The organism is Actinomadura sp., assembly GCF_044508335.1.
Taxonomy (GTDB): Bacteria; Actinomycetota; Actinomycetes; order Streptosporangiales; family Streptosporangiaceae; genus Spirillospora.
The window spans coordinates 1-23,532 of record NZ_JBIQHY010000017.1; the positions used below are offsets into that span (position 1 = coordinate 1).

A 23,532-nucleotide genomic window follows, 5' to 3' on the forward strand; every position below is an offset into this window, starting at 1 on the left:
CGGCCGCGTGCGCCGCCGCGATCTGGCCGACCGAGTGGCCGCTGACGTAGGCGGGGCGCACGCCCAGCCAGTCCACCAGCCGCCACAGCGCCACCTCGACCGCGAAGATCGCCACCTGCGCGACACCGGTCTGATCCAACGAGCCGTCCGGGTTGTCGGAGAACACCGACTCCCGCAGCGGCAGACCGGTCAGGTCTTCGACCTCGTCGAAGGCTTGGGCGAACACCGGGAAGGTCTCGTACAGCTCGCGGCCCATCCCCGGGCGCTGGCTGCCCTGCCCGGTGAACAGGACCGCCGGCTCGCCGGGTCCGGCCGTCCCGCTAATCCGCCGTTCCCCGAGCAGGACGGCGCGGTGCCCGAACACCGTCCGCGACGCCAGGGTCATCCCGATGTCCACGCCCGGCACGTCCGGCGCCTCCGCCGCGAACTCGCGGACCCGCTCGGCCATCGCGTCCACGGCGGACGCCGACTTCCCGGACACCGGCCACGGCACGAGCGGCGCGGCGGCGTCCGGGCGGGCCTCGTCCTCGGCCGGAACGCCCTCCAGGATCACGTGCGCGTTCGTCCCGCTGACCCCGAACGACGACACGGCGGCCCGCCGCGGGCGGTCCGCCGGCGGCCACGGCCGCTTCGCGGTGAGCAGTTCGACCGCGCCCGCCGACCAGTCCACGTGCGGCGACGGCTCGTCGATGTGCAGCGTCGCGGGCAGCACGCCGCGGCGCATCGCCTCCACCATCTTGATCACGCCGCCGACCCCGGCCGCGGCCTGCGCGTGGCCGATGTTCGACTTCAGCGACCCCAGGTAGAGCGGGCTGGCGGGGTCGCGGTCCCGCCCGTACGCGGCGATGACCGCCTGCGCCTCGATCGGGTCGCCCAGCGCGGTGCCCGTCCCGTGCGCCTCGACGGCGTCGACGTCCCGCCCGGTCAGCCCCGCCTGCTCCAGCGCCTGCCCGATGACGCGGCGCTGCGCCGGGCCGCTCGGCGCGGTGAGGCCGTTGCTCGCGCCGTCCTGGTTCACCGCGGTGCCGCGGACCACCGCGAGCACCCGGTGGCCGAGCCGCCGGGCGTCGCCGAGCCGCTCCAGCAGCAGCACGCCGGCGCCCTCGGACCAGCCCGTCCCGTCCGCCGCCGCCGCGAACGCCCGGCACCGCCCGTCCCGCGACAGCCCGCGCTGCCTGCTGAACTCCACGAACGCCGAGGGGGTGGCCATGACCGCCACCCCGCCCGCGAGGGCCAGGTCGCACTCGCCGGACCGCAGCGCCTGGGCCGCGAGGTGCAGCGCCACCAGCGACGACGAGCACGCCGTGTCCACCGTCACGGCCGGCCCCTCGAACCCGAACACGTAGGAGATCCGGCCGGACGCCACGCTCCCCGCGCTCCCGGTGCCGAGGTAGCCCTCCAGCTCCGCGGGCGGGCGCCCGGCCCCGGCGGCGTAGTCGTGGAACATGACTCCGGCGAACACTCCGGTCCGCGAACCGCGCAGCGCGGCCGGGTCGACGCCGGCGCGTTCGATCGCCTCCCACGAGGTCTCCAGCAGCAGCCGCTGCTGCGGGTCCATCGCCAGCGCCTCGCGCGGGGAGACGCCGAAGAACTCCGCGTCGAAGTCGCCCGCGTCGTGCAGGAACCCGCCCTCGCGCACGTAGGAGGTGCCCGGCGTCTCCGGGTCGTCGTCGTACAGGGCGTCGAGATCCCAGCCCCGGTCGGCGGGGAACGGCCCCACCGCGTCGGCCGAGCTCTCCACCAGGCGCCACAGGTCCTCCGGCGACCGGACATCGCCGGGATACCGGCACGCCATCCCGACGATCGCCACCGGCTCGGCGGACCAGGTCCGCGGGCGGCGCCGCCCGCGCGCCTTCGCCTCGTCGCGCTCGCCGGTGAGCCGGTACAGCAGCTCCGCGGCGAGCTCGGCCGGCGTGGGATGGTCGAAGGCGATGGTGACCGGGAGGTCCAGGCCGGTGCCGGCGGCCAGCCGGCCGCGCAGCCGGACCGCCGCCTTGGAGCCGAGGCCGAGCGACCTGAAGTCGCGCCCGGGGTCGACCGCCTCGGGACCGGCCAGGCCCTTGACCTCCGCGGTGGCGGTCCGCACGAGATCCGACAGGGCGGCCAGCCGGTCGCCGTAGGCGGGCAGCCGCACCAGGCCGGCGAGCAGCTCCGCGCGCGCCTCGGGCAGGTCCTCCGCGTCCCGCGCGTCGCCGGGGACGGCCGGCGCCTCCGCGTCGGAGATCAGCGGCGTGGACGCCAGCCCGGCCGCGGCGCGCCGCATCGGCTTGCCGGAGCCGGTCCGGGGGACCGCGTCGACGGCGCGGATCTCGGCGGGCACCTTGTGCGGGGCGAGCCGCTCGCGGCACAGGTCGAGCAGCGCCCGGGGGTCCGGGCCGCCGCCGGGCGCGGGCACGACGTAGGCGACGGGGACCTCGCCCAGCCGGTCGTCAGGCCGCCCGGCGACGATCGCGTCGGCCACCCCCGGCGCGCCGAGCAGCACCCGCTCGATCTCGCCGGGATGGACGTTCTCGCCGCCGCGGATGATCAGTTCCTTGAGCCGGCCGGTGATGGTGAGGAAGCCGAGCTCGTCCCGGCGGGCCAGGTCGCCGGTCCGGTACCAGCCGTCCTGGAGCGCCTCGGCGGTCGCGTCCGGGCGGCCGTGGTAGCCGGCCATGACGTTGGGCCCGCTGACCCAGACCTCCCCCTCGGCGCCCGGCGCGACGACGTCCCGCCGCGTCTCGGGGTCGACCAGGCGGACCGCGAGCCCCGGCACCGGCAGGCCGCAGCTGCCGGGCGGCGCCCCGCCTGGCGAGGTCATCGTGATCGCGCCGGAGGTCTCGGTGCTGCCGTAGCTGTCGAGGAGGGCGATGCCGAAGGTCTCTTCGAACGCGCGCCGCAGCTCGGGGGTGGTCACCGCGCCGGTGACGAGGCAGGAGCGGAGCGCCGGGGCGTCCAGCCCGCCCGCCGCGGCCTCCAGCAGCTCGTGGTACATGGCGGGCACGCCCGCGAGCATGGTGAACGGCTCGTCCCGGATCGCGTTGAGCACGTCGTCCGCCGAGTACCCGGGGAGGATGCGGGCCGTGGCGCCGGTGGCGGTCACCCCGACCACGCACAGGACGTGCGCGAGGCTGTGGTACAGCGGCAGGGGCCACAGCAGCAGCTCGTCCGCGGAGAGGCCGAGCTGCGGCGCGTAGCACGCCGCGACCGACCAGAGGGCGTTGCGCTGGGTCGCCAGCACCCCCTTGGGCTCGCCGGTGGTGCCCGAGGTGTAGAGCGACCAGGCGATGTCGTCCAGCCCGAGGTCGTCGCGGGCCGGGACCGGCGGCTCGGCGGCGGCGAGGGCGGCGTAGTCGAGCTCCGCGGCGGGGTCGCCGGCGACGATCAGCGGGGTCCCCGCCGCGCCGCGGCGCTCCAGCACCTCCGCGAGCCGGCCGGCCCGGGGGCGGTCCGTGATGACCGCGGTGGCGCCGCTGTCCCGCAGGATGTGCGCCAGCTCGTCCGGCGAGCCGTGCGGGTCGACGGGGATCGCGACCGCGGCGGCCCGCAGCACGGCCAGGTAGCTCTCCGGGACCTCCACGCTGTTGCCGAGGCAGATGACCACCCGGTCGGCGCGCTCCACCCCGAGGCTCGCCAGGTGCCCGGCCAGCCGCGCGGTGGTCCGTTCGAGCTCGGCGTAGGTGACCGAGCGCCGGTGGTCGCGGTAGGCGACCTTGCCGCCGCGGCTCCGCGCGTGGGAGCACAGGAGCTCAGCCAGCGGCCGTACCAGTTCACCGCGCACGTGCGTCACCACTCCCGCCGGGTCCGGGTCCACCGATCCGAGAAACGGTCAGAGCTGTCTTGGGAAGCGACCGTGAATCGCAGTCTCAGGGACGGCGGCGCACGCACGAAACCCCTAATCAGAGGGCTGCGCCGACCCCCAGAACCGCACCCCTTAGCTCCCCTATGCCCGGCCCCGGAACCGCGTCCGGACCCCCGAGGGCGGCGCCGCGCGGGGCGCCGGACCCGGTGCGGGGACCCCCGTTCACGCGATCCTCGCCCCGGCGGCGGGCAGCACCTGCCGCAGCAGCCCGAGGGGGTGCCCGCGGCGCCGCCACTCGCGCGGGTAGCCGATCGACACCTCCTCGAACCGCACGCCGTCGTACCAGCTCGTGCGCGGGATGTGGAGGTGGCCGTACACCACGGCCTCCGGGCGGAAGCGGACGTGCCAGCGGGCGGTCAGCTCCGTGCCGCACCACTGGGCGAACCGCGGCCGCCACAGCGCCTCGGTGGGGCCGGGCAGCAGCGGCCAGTGCCCGGCGATCACCAGCGGGACGGCGGGGTCCCGCGCCGCGAGCCGCCGTTCGGTCTCGGCGACCCGCGCCGCGCACCAGTCCTCGATCGACGGGTAGGGGTCGGGGTGCAGGAGGAACTCGTCGGTGCAGACGACCCCGTCCTCGTAGGCCAGCCGCAGCGACTCCTTCTTGCCGATCGACCGCGGCCGCCGGAACGAGTAGTCGTACAGCGTCAGGACGGGCGCGATCTGGACCGGCCCGCCGGGCCCCGTCCAGACCGGGAACGGGTCCTCGGGCGTCGTGACGCCCAGGTCCCGGCACAGGTCGACCAGGAACCGGTAGCGGGCCTCGCCGCGCAGCCGGACCGGGTCCTCGCGCGGGGTCCACAGCTCGTGGTTCCCGGGCGTCCAGATCACCCGCGCGAACCGGCCCGCCAGCAGCCGCAGCGCCCAGCCCACGTCGTCGCTCAGCTCCGCCACGTCGCCCGCCACGATGAGCCAGTCCGCGTCGGACTCCGGCCGGAGGGACTCCACGATGGGCCGGTTGTCGGCCATCCCGGCGTGCAGGTCGCTGACCGCGAGGAGCCGGCCGGGCGCCGCGCCCATCAGGCGGTGTTCCTGTCCGGTTCGGCGAAGGCCAGGCTGGAGGGCAGGTCCTGGCGGTGGCGGACGTCCAGCTTCCGGTAGACCCGGGTCAGGTGCTGCTCGACGGTGCTCACCGTGATGAACAGCTGCTCGGCGATGTCGCGGTTGGAGTGGCCCTGCGCCGCGAGCGTGCCGACCCGCCGCTCCGCCTCGGTCAGCGTGCCGATCACCGCGGCCAGGTCCTGGTCGCCGCCGCCGGACGAGGCGATCATGCGGTCGTTGGCCGAGGGGAACAGCGACCGGCACAGCGCCGCGGCGCCGCAGTCCTTGGCGATCCGCCAGGCGCGGCGGGCGTAGATCCTGGCCCGCGCGGGGTCGCCGAGGCCGCGGTGCAGGGTGCTCAGGTCGGCGAGGACCAGCGCCATCTCGTACCGGTTGCCGCTCGCCTGCAGCAGTTCCAGCGCCTCCGCGAGCAGTTCCTGCCGCCGCCCGGCCGGTTCGGTCATCGCCTGGATCCGCAGCGCCGCGCCGCGCACGCCGGAGTGGCCGGGACCGGTCGCCGCGAGCTGCTCCTCGATGAGCTCGACCGCCCGCTCCGGATGGTTCATCCGCAGCCAGGTCTCCGCCGCCGCGACCCGCCACGTCACCAGCCCCGGGGCGTCGGTCCCCCAGGACCGGGTCCGCTCACCGCAGCTGAGGAAGTCGGCGAGGGCCGCGTGCAGATGCCCCTGCGCCAGGTAGTACCGGCCCCGGCCGATCAGGTAGTGCAGGCCGAACCGGGTCTCGAACAGATGCTCCGGGACGGGCTGCAGGACGAGCTTCTCCGCCCCCCGGTGGTCGCCCATGCTGACGGCCGCGTCGATCCCGGTGGCGAGCGGCAGCCCGATGCCGACGCCCCAGCCGAGCGGCGAGGTCAGCTGCAGCGCCTCCTCGGACAGCCGGGACGCGGCGGGCAGGTCGCCGCGGCGGAGCGTCACCAGGCCGCGCAGCGCGCACAGCATCGCCCGCCAGGTCGGCGCCTCGCGCTCGGCCGCCTCGGCCTCCAGGCGCTCGCACCAGGAGTCCGCGAGATCGAGCCGGTCCGCGTACAGCAGCGCGGAGATGGCGGCGGTCAGCATGTCGAGCGTCTCGTCGCCGATGCGCACCCGCTGGAGCACCTGCTCGGCCGTGGCGACGGCCGCCTCCTCCTCGTCCCCGCGGACGACGGCGGCCAGCGCCCACAGCGCGCCGTACCCCGAACGGTCGGCGGCGGACGGTGCGGCCGGGGGCGGCGCCGGACCGCGTTCGGGCAGCCCGCCGATCCGGTCCGCCGCGCCCGGGTAGGTGCCCCGGATCCACAGCAGCGCCGCGTCGTGGGCCGAGCGCAGCGCGGGGTCGGCGAGGTCGGAGCCCCCGATGGACTCCAGCGCGGCGACGGCCTCCTGCTCCAGGCCGTGCCAGAGCATCCGGGGCACCAGGGTCAGCAGCCGGCCGGCGGGCAGCCTGCCCTGGCCGATGGGCTCGGCGAGCGCGCTGAGCTTGCGCGCCGCGACCTCCGGCTTGACGCGCCACGCGGAGGTCGCCAGCTCGGTGTTGATGACCAGCCGCTCCTGCTCGTCCGCCGTGTGCTCCTCGGCGGCCCGCAGGCACTTCAGGGCCATCGAGACCTGGTCGGTCCGCAGCGCCTCGTGGCCCGCCTCGATGAGCACCTGGGTGGTCCAGGGCTCGCTGAGCCCGCCCGCGGCGAGCACGTGCTGGGCCAGGACCAGGTTGGGGGCGCCCTCCTCGTGCAGCAGCACGGCCGCCCGGTGGTGGAGCCGCGCGGCCTCGTCGGAGGGCAGGTCGTCGAGGACGGCGGCGCGGACCTGCGGGTGGTGGAAGCCGCGGGCGGACACGATGCCGGTGTCGGTGAGCGCCTGGATGAGCCGGCTCGTGACACGCGGCTCCAGGCCGGTGAGGCCGCTGAGCAGCTCGACCGACACGTTGCCGCCGAGCACCGCCATGGCCCGCGCGGTGCGCAGCCCCGCGGTGCCGCTGCGATGGATGCAGGCGACCGCCGCGAACAGGAACGAGTCGCCGACCGACTTGGCGCCCTTGACCGGGCACGGGTCCTGGAGCAGCGCCTTGGCCAGCAGCGGGTTGCCGCCGGTGAGCGCGAGGACCTCGGCGACGTCGCGGCGCTCACCGGCCCGGTGCGACCGGATCAGCTCGCCGACGCCCGCCCGGCCGAGCGACCCCACGGTGACGCGGTGGATGCGCGGCTCGAAGACCAGCTCGCCGAGCGGGGTGTTGTCGTTGATGCCGAACTGGGAGCCGTGGGTGACGATCACCGTGACGGGTGAGCCCCGGAAGCGCCGGTAGAGATAGAGGAGGCAGTGCAGCGACGCCTCGTCGGCGTGGTGGATGTCGTCGACGGCCAGCAGCACCGGCCCGTCGGCCTCGATCGCGGCCAGCACCTCGTGGTAGAAGCGCAGCAGGTCGGGAGCGGGCACCGTGTCGTCGCGGGCCGGGCGCAGCGACGCCGGCATCAGCGGTAACTCGCCGGCCAGCGCCAGATCGCGGAACAGCTGGTCGATCATGGCGTACGGCAGCGACTGCTCCACCGCGGAGCACGTCGCGCTGATCACCCGCACGCCCGCGTCCCGGGCGCGCCGGGCGACCTCCTCCAGCAGCTCGGTCTTGCCGCACCCGATCCCCCCGGTGATCAACCCCAGGAATCCGAGCGGCGGATCGTCGCTCCGGAACGCCGCACAGAGCTCAGCTACCTGGGCTTCTCGTTCGATCAGCAACGTCTCGACCGTCCTTCCCCGTGACCAGGCCTGCGCGCACCCCGAGACGCGGACACCGACGATGGCCATCCCCCTTGCACCGGACGGTTGGTCCCGCCGTGGACGGACCCCCGATTAGGGTTGCGCGGAAGCGGAGAACAAAGCGAACTCTGATCTCCGCCAAGTGGCAAAGTAAGCGGTCCTTGGACAGAAATCAAGAGAATATCCATCGCGAGTGAGCGAACAAGCCGGGAGTAAAGAGTGCGACCGCCGCGCCGCCGCCGAACGCGCACGACCGCCGCTTTCGCGCCGCAGAACCCGCGCAACGCCTTTCTGATTCTCAATCGGCTCTAATGACTGACGGGAACCTCTTGCAGCGGATACACAATCCGAGCACAACGTGCTACGGTCCGCATCGCGACCGGGGGGCCTCGATTGAATATTAAATAGATATCCGGCGCCGGGCGCGGCGGTGTTCAGGGCCGTACGCGGCACCGGTGTTCACACGGCGCGCCCACCCCCGCCGCGGGGCCGCGGCGGTGAGCGCGCCATGCCTCGGGAGCCAAAGCCGACTCTCGGTTCATCGACCATGGATTCAGCGAATCAGCGTTCAAAATGTATCCAGGGCACCTGATCGTGTCAAGAGACCGAGTTGTGCGAACGGAATGCAAGCAGTAATGCACGGAAAGTAGCGAATCCATTGATCGGGCTCTTCCCTACTGATCATCCGGTCGGCGGCCCCGGTCCGGGCGGGCGCCGGGCGAAGGATCCGCAGGCGGCGGCGCCGACGGTTCCGCGAGGCGCCCCGGCGGGCTGTTGGAGCGTTCCAGGCCGGACGCCCGAGCCGGCGCCTGAGCGCGCGGCTCCGGGCCGGTCCGGCCGTACCCCGATTCGGTGAGAATTGCACCGAGTCCAAATTGCACCGGGTCCAAATTGCACCGAGTCCGCACCGCGGGCTGGTCTGCACGATCACCTGCGGTCGTCGGCGACGCACTCTCGGAGACGGCCCCGGCAAGCCGCCCGGAAGCCGTCGAATAGGGTTCGGAGCCGGGGTTGCAAGTTTCACCAAGGGGTCGACGCGTCACTTCACAGGGGGTTCTGTCTTCAGGTCAAGTCAAGTACCGTTCTCCACATAAAACCTGTTCAGAGGGGGTCGCCTTGTGACCGGATCATCGAGTGGCTTCGAGAAATGGTTCAAGTCCTTCCACGACCGCACCCGCAGCGACGTCCGCCTGGTGTGCTTCCCGCACGCGGGGGGATCGGCGAGCGGATACTTCCGGCTCTCCGCCGCGCTGCCGGACTGGGTGGAGGTCTGGGCCGCGCAGTACCCGGGGCGCCAGGAGCGCAGGCGGGAGCCCGCCTGCACCGACGTGCGCGCCCTCGCGGGCTCGCTGGCCGGGGTGCTGGCCGGCCGGCTCGACCGGCCGTACGTCCTCTTCGGGCACAGCATGGGCGCCCTCGTCGCGTTCGAGGTCGCGCTGGACCTGCGGAGGCGCGGCTTCCGCTGCCCCGAGATGCTCGTCGCGTCCGGCCGCCGGGCGCCCTCCACCTCGCGGGCGGAGGCCGTCCACCGGATGCCGGACTCGGGGGTGGCGGCCGAGATGCGCCTCCTCAGCGGGACCGATCCGGTGTTCCTGCAGGACCCCGAGCTGTTCGAGATGATCCTGCCCGCCCTGCGGGCGGACTACCGGGCGGTGGAGACCTACCGGCCCGAGCCGAACGCGACGGTCGTGTGCCCGATCACCGCCCTCGTCGGTGACCACGACCCGCGCACCACCATCGACGAGGCGCGCGCCTGGCAGGGGCACACGGCCGCCGGGTTCGACCTCCGCATCTTCGCGGGCGGCCACTTCTTCCTCGACGAGTGCATGCCCGAGGTGCTCAACGTGCTGACCGACATCATGCTCCCCTACTCGATGGCGGCGCACGACGGGCAGTCCTGAGCCCCCGATTCCCGCGTCCCCCGCGCGGCTCGGCCCGCACGAAAGTCTTCGGCAATTTCTCCACGGTTCCCAGGTCGCGGCGGGCTGGTGCGCAAACATCCGCGCGGATCCGCATTGAGACACCGGGACGCAACCCCCTAAGCACCCCTACGGGCGCGACCCCGGCGACCTGTGAATCCCGGATACCCATTTCCCGCAAGGGGTCGTTATGGTGCCGCTCAGAGATCAGGGGTGGTCATCGTACTCCCGTGACATGGCTCACATCCACACCGGGAGAACATGATCCTTCGGGAAATCGGAGAAGTCAGATGGCGCGTCTAACGGCGGCCGGGCGCCATACGGCCGAGAGCACATCCCATCATCCCGCGGGGGCGGCGGCGCACACCATCGGGCCGGCCGCCCCCCGGCCGCGGATCCTGGGCGTCGGCACGGCCGTTCCGGACAACTCGTATACGCAGGAAGAACTGCTCGAAGAATTCCGGATAACGGATCCGAAGATCCGCTCGGTCTTTCTGAACAGCGCCATCGAGCGGCGCTATCTGACGCTTCCGCCCGAGGGGCCGGAGGGCGTCCGGCGCCCGGAGACCCAGGGGCAGCTGCTGGCCAAGCACCGCGCGCAGGGGCTGGACATGGGCGGCCGCGCGCTCAGCGAGTGCCTGAAGGACGCCGGCGCCGAGCCCGCCGCCATCCGCTACCTGGTGTGCGTCTCCTCCACCGGGTTCCTGACGCCCGGGTTCAGCGCGCTGCTGATCCGCGAGCTGGGCATCGACCCCGACTGCGCCCGGCTGGACGTGGTCGGGATGGGCTGCAACGCGGGGCTCAACGGGCTCACCGCCGTCGCCGGATGGGCCGCCGCGCACCCCGGCGAGCTCGCCGTGCTGCTGTGCACCGAGGCGTGCTCGGCCGCCTACGTCTTCGACGGCACGATGCGCACGTCCGTGGTCAACAGCCTCTTCGGCGACGGGGCGGCGGCGCTGGCGGTCCGCGCCGGGGAGGGGCCGGACGGCACCGGGGCCGGCCTGCCGGAACTGCTGGACTTCTCCAGCCACCTGATTCCCGACGCCATCGACGCGATGCGCTTCGACTGGGACGACGACGCGGGCAGGTTCAGTTTCTTCCTGGACCGGGAAGTACCCTATGTCATCGGCGCGCACGCCGAGGAGGCGGTCGGAAGACTGCTGAACAAGAATGGCATCGCCCGTTCCCGCATAGCGCATTGGATCGTTCATTCGGGCGGTAAGAAGGTCATCGACTCCGTCCGGGTCAATCTGGGTCTCACCGCGCACGACGTGCGCCATACAAACGAAGTTCTCCGCGATTTCGGAAACCTGTCGAGCGGCTCCTTCCTCTTCTCTTACCAACGGCTGCGGAACGAGGGCGTGGTGCGTCCCGGCGACCATGCCGTGTTCATGACCATGGGCCCGGGATCGACGATCGAGACCGCGCTGGTCCGCTGCTGAACGACCGCGGGCCGGCCAGCCGATAAGCCGAAGAAATGAGGAACGAAATGGCAACCGACGATTGTCCGAGTCCGGTGGACGATGTGATCTGCCTGCGTCTTCAACTGGACGTTCCGTACCATTCGGCCGCCGACGTCGTCGCCGAGATCGGCGAGCTGTGCGACCGGGCGGAGGAGGCCGCGCCGCCGCGCCCGGTCATGCTCGAACTGGTCGGCCCGGGACCCGGCTCCGCGCCGCTCGGCGGGTGGGCGGAGGAGGTGGACGTCGGCCTCGTCAACAAGTGGGAGCGCGCGGTGCGCCGCCTGGAGCGGCTCGGCGTCCCCACCATCACGGTGGTGTCCGGCGAGTGCTCGGGCGAGTCGCTGGACCTGCTGCTGGCCACCGATTACCGGATCGGCGCGCCGGACGTCCGGCTGAGCCTGGCCCGCACCGAGGGGCTGCTCTGGCCCGGCATGGCGCTGCACCGGCTGGTGCAGCAGGTCGGCCTGGCGACCGCCCGGCGGATGGCGCTGTTCGGCCGCCGCCTGGACGCGCCGGAGGCCCTGGCGCTCGGGCTGCTCGACGAGGTGACCGACGACCCGGCCGTCTCGGTCGCCGCCGCGGCGGCGCGGGCCGCCGAGCTCACCGGCACCGAGGTGGCCGTGCGGCGCAGGCTGCTGCTCGAAGCCGCCGTCAGCAGCCACGAGGAGGCGCTCGGCGTCCACCTGTCCGCCGTCGACCGGACGCTGCGGCAGAGCCGGGCCGATGAGGACGAGGAGGACCGATGACCGGCACCGAGGAGATCACCGCACCCGCCTGGACGGGTGAGCTCGCCGCCGACGCGGAGCGGCTGGCCGGCCTCGCCGCGGCCGCCGAGAAGGCGCTCGCCGAGCTGCCCCCGAAGCCGCTCCGGGACCCGGACCAGGAGGCGCGGGCCGAGGACGCCAAAGTCGCCGCCAGGCGGGCGCGCTCCGCGTTCCTCGCCGAACACGTCGAGGCCGTGTACGCGGAGCTCACCGACCACGGGCGCCGCCGCCCGCGGGTCACCGAGCTGGCGCTGGCCGCCGCGGAGCGGTTCCCCGGCCTGGTGCCGACCCGCGAGCAGCTGGCCGCGGAGGCCGAGCTGACGCAGGGCGCGAAGGAGGGCCACGAGATCGACCAGGGCGTTTTCCTGTCCGCCGTGCTCGGCTCCCCCGCCGCGGGCACGCACCTCATGGAGAGCATGCTCATGCCGACGCCGCGCGCGCTGGAGCTGGCCGACGGCTTCACCGCGAGCGGGCTCGTCGAACTCGGGGCGGTCCGGGTGGAGCGCGACAACGGCGCGACGCAGCTCACGGTCCTCAACGAGCACTGCCTCAACGCCGAGGACAACGAGCTCATCGCGGACATGGAGACCGCGGTCGACCTGGTCCTGCTCGACCCGCGCACCCGGGTGGCGGCGCTGCGCGGCGGGGTGATGACGCACCCGCGGTACGCGGGGCGCCGGGTGTTCAGCGCCGGGATCAACCTCAAGCACCTGCACGAGGGCCGGCTCTCCTTCACCGGCTTCCTGATGGGCCGGGAGCTCGGCTACATCCACAAGATCTACCGCGGGCTGCTGCCGCCGGGGCCGGCCCGCTGGCCGCACCGGTTCACGAACAAGCCCTGGGCGGCCGCCGTCGACGCGTTCGCCATCGGGGGCGGCGCGCAGCTGGTGCTCGTCTTCGACCACGTCCTCGCCGCGTCCGACGCCTACTTCAGCCTGCCCGCCGCGCAGGAGGGCATCGTCCCCGGCGCGGGCAACTTCCGGCTGGGGCGGCACACCGGCGCCCGGCTCACCCGGCAGGTGCTGCTCTCCGGCAGCAAGATCTGGGCCTCCAGCCCGGAGGGGCGGCTGGTGTTCGACGAGGTCGTTCCCGCCGAGGACATGGACGCGGCCCTGGCCGCGGCGCTGCGCCGCCTCGACTCCCCCGCCGTCCTGGCGAACCGCCGCATCCTGCACGCCACCGAGGAGTCGTTCGACGCGTTCCGCAGGTACATGGCGGAGTTCGCGCTCGAGCAGTCGCTGCGCCTGTACGGCGAGGACGTGATCTCCAAGGTCGGACGGCGGGCGGGCCGCTCGTCATGATGCGCACGCCGGTCGAGGCACTGCTCCACATCCTCCGCGAGGAGGGTGTGGACCGGGTGTTCGGCAACCCGGGGACGACCGAGCTGCCGCTGCTGGAGGCGCTGGCCGGCGACCCCGGGATCGAGTACGTGCTCGGCGTGCAGGAGGCGTCGGTCGTCGCGATGGCCGACGGGTACGCCCGGGCCACCGGCCGCACGGCGGTCGCCAGCCTGCACGCCGGGGGCGGGACCGCCAACGGCCTCGTCGGGCTGCTGAACGCCCGCCGGTCGCGCACGCCGCTGGTCGTCCTCGCCGGCCAGCAGGACCGGCGGCACCTGGTCCAGGACCCGATGCTCTCCGCCGACCTGGCCGCGCTCGCCCGGCCGGCCGTGAAGGAGTCGCACGACGTCCAGCACGGCCACGATCTGCCCGTCCTGCTCCGCAGGGCGTTCGCCGCGGCGCGCCGCGCGCCCGCCGGGCCGGTCTTCCTGTCCGTCCCGATGGACCTGCTCGCCGAGCGGACCCCGGTCCCCGTGCCGGAGCGCGGCGACGTCGGGACGCCCGGCCCGGCCGACCCCCGCAGCCTGCGCCGGGCGGCGGAGGCGCTGTCCGCGGCCGCCGCGCCCGCGATCGTGGCGGGCGACGGGGTCGGCCGGGAGGGCGCGGTGGCCGAGCTGGTCATCGTCGCCGAGGCGCTCGGCGCCACCGTCTACCACCAGCCCCTCCACGACGGGCTGGACTTCCCCTTCGGCCACCCGCTGCACGCCGGGATGCTCGGCCCCAGCAACGAGGCCGTGCGGCGGGCGCTGTCCGGGCACGACGCGGTGCTGATCGCCGGGTGCCACGCCTTCACGCCGCACCACTACACGCCGGCCGCGCCCATCCCGGACGGCACCGCCGTCGTCCAGCTCGACAGCGACCCGGCGGAGATCGGCCGGAACTTCCCGGCCGACGTCGGCGTGGCCGGCGCGATCCGGCCCAGCCTCGCCGCGCTCGCCGCGGGGCTGCGCCCCGACCGGGCCGCGGCCCGGCGGCGGCGCGAGGAGGCGGCCGAGCGGGCCGCGCTCCGGGACGCGCCGGCCGCCGAGCCCCCGGCGGGCGGCCGGCTGGACCCGGCCGCGGCCGTCCGCGCGATCGCCGGCGCGCTGCCCGGCGACGCCGTCGTCGTGGAGGAGGCGATCACCTCCGGCATCCTGCTGCGCGAGGCGCTGCGGCTCAGGGCGCCCGGGTCGTACGTCCACACGGTCGGCGGCGGCCTCGGCCACGGGATCGGCGCGGCCGTCGGCTCGGCGCTCGGGGCGCCGGGGCGCCCGGTCGTCGCGGTCCTCGGCGACGGCTGCGCGCTGTTCGGCCTGCAGGGCCTGTGGAGCGCCGCCAGGCTGGACGTCCCCGTGACGTTCGTGGTGATGAACAACGGCGAGTACCGCACGCTCAAGGACACCCTCGACTCCCGGGGCGGGCCGGAGCCGGGGCGGACCGCCGCCCAGGCGTGCCTGGACCTCGCGCCGCCGCGGGTCGACTTCCTGGCGGCCGCGCGGACGTTCGGGATCGCGGCCCAGCGGGCCGGCTCGCTCACCGAGCTCGCGGAGGCGGTCGCGAAGGCCGCCGCCGCCCAGGGGCCCCGGCTGGTGGAGGTCCCGATCACCGGCCATGACGACCGGACCGACCCGGAGGAGTGACCATGACGAGACTGCTGCGCTCCGGCGCCCCCGACGGGACGGTCAGCTCCGGCGGCTGGCGGCGGCCCGGCGGAGGCGCCGCCGAGGCCGTCGAACCGGCCACCGGCCGGGTCCTCGGCACGGTCGGGCTCGCCGGCCCCGCCGACGTCCGCCGCGCCGCGGACCTCGCCGCGGCCGCGCAGCCGGCGTGGGCGGCGGCCGGGCACCGGGACCGGATCCGGGTCATGCGCACCGCCGCGGCCCTGCTGCAGGCCCACCGGGACGAGTTCGCCGAGTGGCTGGTCCGGGAGAGCGGCTCCACCCGCGGCAAGGCCGAGTTCGAGATCGAGTCCGTGACCGACGAGCTGCACGTGGCGGCGGGGCTGCCCGGCCAGCCGCCGGGCCACCTGCTGCCGCCGTCGCCGGGCCGGCGGAGCGTCGCGCACCGGGCGCCGGTCGGCGTGGTCGGCGTGATCAGCCCGTGGAACGTGCCGCTGGTGCTGGCGATGCGCGCGGTCGCGCCCGCCCTGGCGCTCGGCAACGCGGTCGTGCTCAAGCCCGACCCGCGCACCGCCGTCTGCGGCGGGCTCCTCATCGCCCGGCTGTTCGAGGAGGCGGGGCTGCCGGACGGCGTGCTGCACGTCCTGCCGGGCGCGGCCGACGCCGGCGCCGCGCTCGTCGACGACCCGGCCGTCGCGATGATCGCGTTCACCGGGTCCACCGCCGTCGGCCGGGAGATCGGCGAGCGGGCCGGGCGCGCGCTCAAGCGCGTCTCGCTGGAGCTCGGCGGGAACAACGCGCTGCTGGTGCTGGCCGACGCCGACCTTCCGGCGGCGGCGGGGATCGGCGCGTTCGGCTCGTTCTTCCACCAGGGCCAGGTGTGCATGTCCGCGGGCCGGCACATCGTGCTCGGCGAGGTGGCCGACTCCTACGCCGGGCTCCTGGCGCTGCGCGCGGCCGAGCTCACCGTCGGCGACCCGTGGCGGGAGGACGTGCGGCTCGGCCCGCTCATCGACGCAGGCCAGCTCAAGCGGGTCGACCGCATCGTCACCGAGTCGGTGGCGCGCGGGGCGCGGGTGCTGGCCGGCGGGACCTACCGGGACCTGTGCTACCTGCCGACCGTCCTGGACGGGGTGACGCCCGAGATGCCGGCGTTCCGGGAGGAGATCTTCGGCCCGGTCGCGCCGATCGTCCGGGCCCGGGACGCCGCGGAGGCCGTCGACCTCGCGAACGAGGGCGAGCACGGGCTGGTCGCCGCGATCGTCACCGGCGCGCCCGAGCGGGCCGAGGCGCTGGCCGGGCGGCTCCGCGCGGGGATGGTGCACATCAACGACCCGATCATCGAGGACGACGCGTACGTCCCCTTCGGCGGGCTCGGCGCGTCCGGCAACGGAAGCAGGCACGGCGCGCTGCACCACTGGGACGAGTTCACCGAATGGCGCTGGGTCACGACCCGAGACGAGCCGGCGCCCCCCGCGATCTGACCCGATCCGAGAGCTTTCGAAGGTGATGAGATGACGACCGTCCAGGAGGATCCCTCGTTCGCCGCCGAACTGGCCGCCGGGGAGTGGGTCCCGGCGGGGCCGGAGCCGGACGCGCGGGCCGCCGTCGAGGCGCTGCGGGAGCGGCGGCGGCAGGCGCGCCGCGGCCCGAGCGAGAAGGCCACCGAGCAGCAGCGCGCGCGGGGCAAGCTGACCGTCCGGGAGCGCATCGCGCTGCTGTTCGACGACGGCGAGTTCACCGAGATCGACGGGCTGCGCCGGCACCGGGCGAGCGGCTTCGGCCTGGAGGACCGGCGGCCCTACACCGACGGCGTCGTGACGGGCTGGGGGCCGGTGCACGGGCGCAGGGTCTTCGTCTACGCGCACGACTTCCGGATCTTCGGCGGGGCGCTCGGCGAGGCCCACGCCGAGAAGATCCACAAGCTGATGGACCTGGCGGCCGCCGCGGGCGCGCCCGTCGTCGGGCTGTGCGACGGCGCCGGCGCCCGGATCCAGGAGGGCGTCTCCGCGCTCGCCGGATACGGCGGGATCTTCCAGCGCAACGTCCGCAACTCCGGGGTCATCCCGCAGATCAGCGTCATGCTCGGCCCCTGCGCCGGGGGCGCGGCCTACTCGCCCGCGCTCACCGACTTCGTCTTCATGGTCCGCGACACCTCGCAGATGTTCATCACCGGCCCCGACGTGATCCAGAGCGTCACCGGCGAGACCATCACCCACGACGCCCTCGGCGGCGCCGACGTGCACGCCACGACCTCAGGGGTCGCGGCCTTCGTCCACGACGACGAGGCCGAGTGCCTGGAGGAGGTCCGCTACCTGCTGTCGCTGCTGCCCGCGAACAACCGCGAGCAGCCTCCCGCGCTGCCCCCGGCCGACCCCGCCGACCGGCCCACCGACCGGCTCCTCGACCTGGTCCCCGCCGACTCGCGCCAGTCCTACGACATGCGGGAGGTCATCGAGGAGATCGTGGACGACGGGGACTTCACCGAGGTGCACGAGCGGTGGGCGGAGAACCTGATCTGCGGGCTGGCGCGGCTCGGCGGCCAGGTGACCGGGATCGTCGCCAACCAGCCCGCCCGGCTCGCCGGGGTGCTGGACATCGAGGCGTCCGAGAAGGGCGCCCGGTTCGTCGCGATGTGCGACGCGTTCAACATCCCGCTGGTCACCCTCGTGGACGTGCCGGGCTTCCTGCCCGGGGTCGACCAGGAGCACGGCGGGATCATCCGGCACGGCGCGAAGCTGCTGTACGCGTACTGCAACGCGACCGTGCCGCGCATCCAGGTGATCCTGCGCAAGGCGTACGGCGGCGCCTACATCGTCATGGACTCCCGGTCGATCGGCGCGGACCTGTCGTTCGCGTGGCCGGCCAACGAGATCGCCGTGATGGGCGCGGAGGGCGCCGCCAACGTCATCTTCCGGCGGGAGATCGCCGCCGCGGACGACCCCGACCGGGTGCGGCGGCTCCGCGTCGCGCAGTACCGGGAGCAGCTCATGCACCCCTACTACGCCGCCGAGCGCGGGCTCGTGGACGACGTCATCGAGCCGGGCGAGACCCGGGCCAGGCTCGTCGAGGCGCTCGCCATGCTCGGCGCCAAGAGCGCCGCGCTGCCGAGCCGCAAGCACGGGAACCAGCCGCAGTGAACCCGCCCGACGCACCGGCGATCCGCATCGTCCGGGGAGATCCCGATCCGTACGAGGTGGCCGCGCTCACCGTCGTGCTCGCCGCGGCGCTCGCGGCCCCGGAGCCCGCGGCCCGGCCCGCCGCCGCGCGCAGCCGGTGGGCCGCGGCGCGGATCCCGGTCCCCGCCTGCTCGTGGGCGGCCCGCCCGCACCCCGCGTGGCGGCCGCCGTTCTGAACCGGCCGTCCGGCCGGCGGCACAGGAGATTCGACGCAAGCACCGAAGAGAGGAGGCTGCGGTGGCGCTGCAGAGGGTCCTCGTCGCCAACCGCGGCGAGATAGCGGTCCGGGTGATCCGGGCCTGCCGTGACGCCGGGATCGCGAGCATCGCCGTGTACGCCGACGCGGACCGGGACGCCGTCCACGTCCGGGCGGCCGACGAGGCGTTCGCGCTCGGCGGGGACACGCCCGCGGCGAGCTATCTGGACACCGCGAAGGTCCTGCGGGCCGCCGCCGACTCCGGGGCCGACGCGGTCCACCCGGGCTACGGCTTCCTCTCCGAGGACGCCGGGTTCGCCCAGGCCGTCCTGGACGCGGGCCTGGTCTGGATCGGGCCGCCGCCGCGGGCGATCCGCGACCTGGGCGACAAGGTCGCCGCCCGGCGCATCGCCGAGCGGGTCGGCGCCCCGCTGGTCGAGGGCACCCCGGGCCCGGTGGGCGACGCCGCCGAGGTGCTGGCGTTCGCCGAGCGGCACGGGCCGCCCATCGCGATCAAGGCCGCGTTCGGCGGCGGCGGGCGCGGCCTGAAGGTGGCGCGGACGATGGACGAGGTGCCCGAGCTGTTCGAGTCCGCGGTCCGGGAGGCCGTCGCCGCCTTCGGCCGGGGCGAGTGCTTCGTGGAGCGCTACCTCGACCGGCCCCGGCACGTGGAGACCCAGTGCCTGGCCGACGCGCACGGGAACGTGGTCGTCGTCTCCACCCGCGACTGCTCCCTCCAGCGGCGCCACCAGAAGCTGGTCGAGGAGGCGCCGGCCCCGTTCCTGACGGCGGAGCAGGACCGGCGGCTGCGGGACGCGTCGAAGGCGATCCTGCGCGAGGCGGGGTACGTCGGCGCGGGCACGGTGGAGTTCCTGGTGGGCACGGACGGGACGATCTCGTTCCTGGAGGTCAACACCCGGCTCCAGGTGGAGCATCCGGTCACCGAGGAGGTGACCGGGATCGACCTCGTCCTGGAGCAGCTGCGCATCGCCGCCGGCGAGGAGATCGGGTACGGCGACCCGGCGGTGCGCGGGCACTCCCTGGAGTTCCGGATCAACGCGGAGGACCCCGGGCGCAACTTCCTGCCCGCGCCAGGCACCGTGGCGTCCTTCGCCCCGCCGTCCGGTCCGGGCGTGCGGCTGGACTCCGGGGTGGAGAGCGGCAGCGTGATCGGGCCCGCGTGGGACTCCCTGCTCGCCAAGCTGATCGTCACCGGCGCCACCCGCGAGCAGACGCTGCGGCGCGCGGCCCGCGCGCTGGCCGAGTTCGAGGTCGGCGGCCTGCCCACCGTGCTGCCCTTCCACCGGGCCGTGGTCGCCGACCCGGCGTTCGCCCCCGAGCTGACCGGCTCGGCGGGCCCCTTCACCGTCCACACCCGCTGGATCGAGACCGAGTTCGCCGGCGCCGTCCCCCCGTACACCGGGGAGCCGCACGCCGGGGAGCCGGGCGCCGATGCGGCCGCCCCGCCGCGGGAGACGGTCGTGGTGGAGGTGGGCGGGCGGCGCCTGGAGGTCCGCGTGCCGTCCGGGCTCGGGCTGCGCGCGGCGACTCCGCCCGGCCCGCCCGCGGCCAGGCCGAAACGGCGGGACGCCGCGAAGGCCGCCGGGGCCGGCGAGACGCTCGTCGCGCCGATGCAGGGCACGGTCGTGAAGGTCGCCGTCCGCGACGGCGACCTCGTCCAGGAGGGCGACCTGGTGCTGGTCCTGGAGGCGATGAAGATGGAGCAGCCCGTCACCGCGCACCGGACCGGCACCGTCAGCGGCCTGGCCGTCGAGGTCGGGGCGTCCATCGGGACGGGTTTCGCCGTCTGCGCCATCAGGGAGGGAGCCGGCGTTGCCAGTGCGGTATGAGAAGCGCGGGCACGCCGCCTACGTGACCCTCGACCGGCCGGAGGTCCTCAACGCCATGGACCTCGCCATGCACGAGGAGCTGGCCGGGATCTGGGACGACTTCGAGGCCGACGACGAGATGTGGGTCGCCGTGCTCACCGGCGCGGGCGACCGGGCGTTCAGCGTCGGGCAGGACCTCAAGGAGGTCGCGGCCCGGGACGCCGAGGGCACCGCGCGGCCGTCGACCTTCGGCAGCCGCGGCAAGCCGGGCTGGCCGCGGCTCACCGAGCGGTTCTCGCTCGCCAAGCCGGTCATCGCGCGGGTCAACGGCTACGCGCTCGGCGGCGGCTTCGAGCTCGCGCTGGCCTGCGACCTCGTCATCGCCGCCGAGCACGCCGAGTTCGGGCTGCCCGAGGCGCGGCTCGGCCTCATCCCCGGCGCCGGCGGCGTCTTCCGGCTCACCCGGCAGCTCCCGTACCGGACGGCGATGGGCCTGCTCATCACCGGCCGCCGGCTGCCCGCCCGGCAGGCACTGGAGTACGGCCTGGTGAACGACGTCGTGCCGGCCGGCCGGCTGGACGAGTGCGTGGACGCCTGGGTCACCGACGTGCTGAGCTGCGCGCCGCTGTCGGTGCGCGCGATCAAGGAGGCGGCGCAGACGTCCGCCACGCTGCCGCTGGAGCGGGCCTTCGCCACCCGGTACGTCTGGGAGGAGCGGCGGATGCACAGCGCGGACGCGGTCGAGGGCCCGCGCGCGTTCGCGGAGAAGCGCCCGCCGCGCTGGCTGGGGCGCTGACCGCCGCCGTCACACCGCGTCGGTGACGGCGCTCCCCGGCTCGATCCCCTCCGCGTCCGGCCCTTCCGCGTCCGGCGCCCCGGGCTCGTCCGGGATGACCTTGGGCACCGAGCCGAGGGTCGCCACCGCGATGACCGCGCCGGCGAGGGCGAGCGCGACGCTGCAGTACAGCTCGGCGTGCATGGCGGTCACGAACGCCGAGCGGGCCGCGGCGAGCGCCTCCCCGGCCAGGTCGGCGGGCAGCGCGGCGGCCGCCTCGACCGCTCCCGGCAGCGAGTCGCGGACCTGCGCGGCCGGGTGCCCGGTGATGCCGGACGGAACCGAGATCCGGGCCCGGTACACCGCGTTGACCACGGAGCCGAGCAGCGCCAGCCCGAGCGCGCCGCCGAGCTCGGAGGCCGTCTCGGAGACCGCGGACGCCGAACCGGCCCGGGTCTTGGGCACCGTCGCGAGGAGCGTGTCGGAGGTGATGGCGAGCGCGACCGACATGCCGAGCCCGGTGCCCAGGATCACCGGGAGGACCGGCAGGTAGTCGAGGTCCTCGTGCAGCACGACGGCCGCGGCCGCGAACGCGGCGGCGCCGATGCCCAGCCCGGCCGCCATCGCCCGGGCGCGGCCCGCCGCGTTGAGCAGCGCCGGCGCGAGCGCCGCGCCGCCGATCATCCCGCCGACGGCGCCCGGCAGCCCGGCGAGGCCCGCCTGCCACGGCGACCAGCCGAGCACCAGCTGCCAGAACTGGGCGAACACCAGGGCCTGGCCGACCAGCGAGAACATCGCGATCATGTTGACCACGATGGAGCCGGAGTACGCCCGGATCCGGAACAACCGGATGTCGATCAGCGGGTCGGCCAGCCTGGTCTGCCGGCGGAGGAACACCAGGAGCAGCGCCAGCCCGGCGAGCCCGATCGCCGCGCGCGTCCCGTCCGGCCCGTGGGCGGCGATCTCCTTGATCGCGTAGATGCAGCCGACCACTCCGGCGGCGGACAGCACGACGCTGGGGAAGTCGAGCGTCCCGGAGTCCGGGTTGCGCGACTCCGGCAGCAGCACCAGGCCCGCGACCAGCATCACCAGCATGATCGGCACGTTGCAGAGGAAGACCGAGCCCCACCAGAAGTGGTCCAGCAGCGCACCGCCGACGAGCGGGCCGAGGCCCGCGCCGAGCGCGCTGACGCCGGAGAACGCGCCGATCGCCATCGTGCGCTCCTGCGGGCTCCGGAAGACGTTGCGGATGAGCCCGAGCGCGGGCGGCATGAAGCACGCGCCCGCGACGCCGAGCAGCACCCGGGCCGTGATCAGCAGCTCGGTGCTCGGCGCGTACGCGGTCAGCAGCGAGGTGCCGGCGAACGCGGCGACCCCGATGAGGAGCAACCGCCTGCGGCCGATCCGGTCGCCGATCCAGCCCATGGTGATCAGCAGCGCGGCGAGCGCGAACCCGTAGCCGTCGCCGATCCACAGGACCTCGGTGGCGGACGGGCGCAGGTCGGTGACCAGCCGGGGGATCGCGAGGTTCAGCGCGGTCATGTCGATGGCGAGGATGAGGCCGCCGATCAGGGCGATCGCCAGCGTCCCCCACTTCTGCGCGGTCGAGATCGAGTCCATGGTGCCGGGATCCGCCTTTCACTGGCCGGCCGCGGGCGCGGCCCGGCGGCTCGGTGGGGCTGGTGGGGCTGGTGGGGGCCGAGTGGCTTGACACCGCGGGTCCTCGCCTCCACACTGAATACGGTATCAGCGAATCCCAATTCGGTGAATATGGATTCGCACTCCAGGACGAAAGGTTGAGGTGGTGCAGCATGCACGCCGCCGTGCTCAGTGCCTTCGGGGAGACGCCCCGCTACGCCGAGTTCCCCGATCCCGTGGCGCGGGAGGGCGAGTCCCTCCTGGAGGTCAGGGCGGCCTCCCTCAACCGGGTGGACCGCGCCCGCGCGTCCGGCGGCCACTACACGAGCGGGGCCGAGGGCGACCTGCCGATCGTGTGCGGCCTCGACGGCGTCGGCATCAGCATGAGCGGCGCCCGGGTCTACTTCGGGCTGCCGCGGGCCCCCTACGGCTCGATGGCGGAGCGCACCGTCGTGCCGGACTGGATGCTCGCCCCCATCCCGAGCGGGCTCTCCGACGCCGAGGCCGCCGCGCTGATCAACCCCGGCATGGCGGCGTACCTGCCGCTCGCCTGGCGCGGCCGGCTGGCCGCGGGCGAGACCGTGCTGGTGCTCGGCGCCACCGGGGTGACCGGGCGGCTCGCTGTCCAGATGGCCCGCCTGCTGGGCGCCGGGCGCGTGGTCGCCGCCGGGCGCGACCCGAAGGCGCTGGAGTCGCTGACGGGCCTCGGCGCGGACGCGCTGATCTCGCTGGACCGGCCCGAGGACGAGCTGGCGGCCGCGTTCAGCGCCGAGGCGGGCGACGAGGGCTTCCACGTCGTCGTCGACTACCTGTGGGGGCCGCCGATGAACGCCCTGCTCGCCGCGCTCACCCGCAACGAGTTCAAGGCCGCCGAGCACGAGACCCGGATCGTCCAGGTCGGGGACATGGCCGGGCCCGCAGTCGAGCTGCCCGCCGAGGTGCTGCGCAGCGCCCCGGTGACGCTCACCGGCTCGGGCGGCTTCGCCCCGCCGGAGGTGCGGATGGAGGCGTTCGGGAAGCTGTGCGAGTTCGCCGGCTCCGGGGCGCTCAAGGTCGCCGTGGAGGAGGTCCCGCTCGCCGAGGTCGAGGAGGCCTGGCGGCGCGGTGATCGGGACGGCAGGCGCCAGGTCCTCGTCCCCTAGCGCTCCGCCGGAGGAGGTCGTGCTGCCCGCGCTGGTCATGGTCGCGACGGCAGTTCACCTCCT

15 protein-coding genes are annotated in these 23,532 nt (G+C 74.6%); 11 read left to right on the plus strand and 4 right to left on the minus strand.

All coding sequences use genetic code 11. The features are described 5' to 3' along the window. From ACIWVC_RS09255 to ACIWVC_RS09265, 3 genes are all read right to left on the minus strand, one after another. The coding region (locus tag ACIWVC_RS09255; protein WP_396453986.1) for a beta-ketoacyl synthase N-terminal-like domain-containing protein at positions 1–3,760 on the minus strand (3,760 nt) is incomplete at its 3' end. Between the two features lie 243 nt (positions 3,761–4,003). Continuing rightward, the gene (locus ACIWVC_RS09260; RefSeq protein WP_396448208.1) at positions 4,004–4,858 is read right to left on the minus strand and encodes a metallophosphoesterase family protein; all 855 of its coding nucleotides are present in this window, start codon (positions 4,856–4,858) and stop codon (positions 4,004–4,006) included. Beyond that, positions 4,858–7,674 carry an ATP-binding protein gene (locus ACIWVC_RS09265; RefSeq protein ID WP_396448207.1) on the minus strand — a complete coding sequence of 939 codons (2,817 nt, stop codon included), beginning with the start codon at positions 7,672–7,674 and terminating at the stop codon, positions 4,858–4,860. Before ACIWVC_RS09265 ends, ACIWVC_RS09260 begins: the two co-directional genes overlap by 1 nt. Before the next feature lie 1,070 nt (positions 7,675–8,744). Between ACIWVC_RS09265 and ACIWVC_RS09270 the strand changes: the two genes are divergently transcribed. The 10 genes from ACIWVC_RS09270 to dpgD all read left to right on the plus strand — a co-directional run bounded on the left by ACIWVC_RS09270 (position 8,745) and on the right by dpgD (position 20,710). Beyond that, positions 8,745–9,527: a thioesterase II family protein gene (locus ACIWVC_RS09270; protein WP_396448206.1), complete on the plus strand. Its 783-nt coding sequence runs from the start codon at positions 8,745–8,747 to the stop codon at positions 9,525–9,527. 248 nt (positions 9,528–9,775) lie between these two features. Beyond that, positions 9,776–10,987: a 3,5-dihydroxyphenylacetyl-CoA synthase DpgA gene (gene dpgA, locus ACIWVC_RS09275; RefSeq protein WP_396453988.1), complete on the plus strand. Its 1,212-nt coding sequence runs from the start codon at positions 9,776–9,778 to the stop codon at positions 10,985–10,987. Positions 10,988–11,061: 74 nt separating this feature from the next. Then, entirely contained in the window at positions 11,062–11,754 is a 693-nt protein-coding gene (gene dpgB / locus ACIWVC_RS09280; protein WP_396448204.1) for an enoyl-CoA-hydratase DpgB, read from the plus strand. Then, positions 11,751–13,073 (plus strand): (3,5-dihydroxyphenyl)acetyl-CoA 1,2-dioxygenase DpgC, encoded by a 1,323-nt coding sequence (gene dpgC, locus ACIWVC_RS09285; RefSeq protein ID WP_396448203.1) that lies wholly within the window; start codon positions 11,751–11,753, stop codon positions 13,071–13,073. The genes dpgB and dpgC overlap by 4 nt, the downstream gene beginning before the upstream one ends. Further along, positions 13,070–14,731: a thiamine pyrophosphate-binding protein gene (locus tag ACIWVC_RS09290; RefSeq protein ID WP_396448202.1), complete on the plus strand. Its 1,662-nt coding sequence runs from the start codon at positions 13,070–13,072 to the stop codon at positions 14,729–14,731. Before dpgC ends, ACIWVC_RS09290 begins: the two co-directional genes overlap by 4 nt. A 2-nt stretch (positions 14,732–14,733) precedes the next feature. Next, a complete protein-coding gene (locus ACIWVC_RS09295) occupies positions 14,734–16,194 on the plus strand; it encodes an aldehyde dehydrogenase family protein (protein ID WP_396448201.1) in 1,461 nt (486 codons plus the stop codon). A gap of 30 nt (positions 16,195–16,224) precedes the next feature. Then, positions 16,225–17,850 (plus strand): acyl-CoA carboxylase subunit beta, encoded by a 1,626-nt coding sequence (locus ACIWVC_RS09300; protein ID WP_396453989.1) that lies wholly within the window; start codon positions 16,225–16,227, stop codon positions 17,848–17,850. Continuing rightward, complete coding sequence (locus ACIWVC_RS09305) at positions 17,847–18,065, plus strand: acyl-CoA carboxylase epsilon subunit (protein WP_396448199.1); 219 nt, start codon at positions 17,847–17,849, stop codon at positions 18,063–18,065. Before ACIWVC_RS09300 ends, ACIWVC_RS09305 begins: the two co-directional genes overlap by 4 nt. 67 nt (positions 18,066–18,132) lie before the next feature. Next, positions 18,133–19,935: a biotin carboxylase N-terminal domain-containing protein gene (locus ACIWVC_RS09310; protein WP_396448212.1), complete on the plus strand. Its 1,803-nt coding sequence runs from the start codon at positions 18,133–18,135 to the stop codon at positions 19,933–19,935. After that, the gene (gene dpgD, locus ACIWVC_RS09315) at positions 19,925–20,710 is read left to right on the plus strand and encodes an enoyl-CoA-hydratase DpgD (protein WP_396454009.1); all 786 of its coding nucleotides are present in this window, start codon (positions 19,925–19,927) and stop codon (positions 20,708–20,710) included. Before ACIWVC_RS09310 ends, dpgD begins: the two co-directional genes overlap by 11 nt. A 9-nt stretch (positions 20,711–20,719) precedes the next feature. On the opposite strand, the gene ACIWVC_RS09320 is transcribed toward dpgD, so the two are convergent. Continuing rightward, positions 20,720–22,309, minus strand: a complete 1,590-nt coding sequence (locus tag ACIWVC_RS09320; RefSeq protein ID WP_396448198.1) for an MFS transporter — start codon at positions 22,307–22,309, stop codon at positions 20,720–20,722. Positions 22,310–22,500: 191 nt separating this feature from the next. On the opposite strand from ACIWVC_RS09320, the gene ACIWVC_RS09325 reads away from it, so the two are divergent. Continuing rightward, entirely contained in the window at positions 22,501–23,469 is a 969-nt protein-coding gene (locus tag ACIWVC_RS09325) for a zinc-binding alcohol dehydrogenase family protein (protein WP_396448197.1), read from the plus strand. The last annotated feature ends 63 nt before the right edge of the window (positions 23,470–23,532 follow it).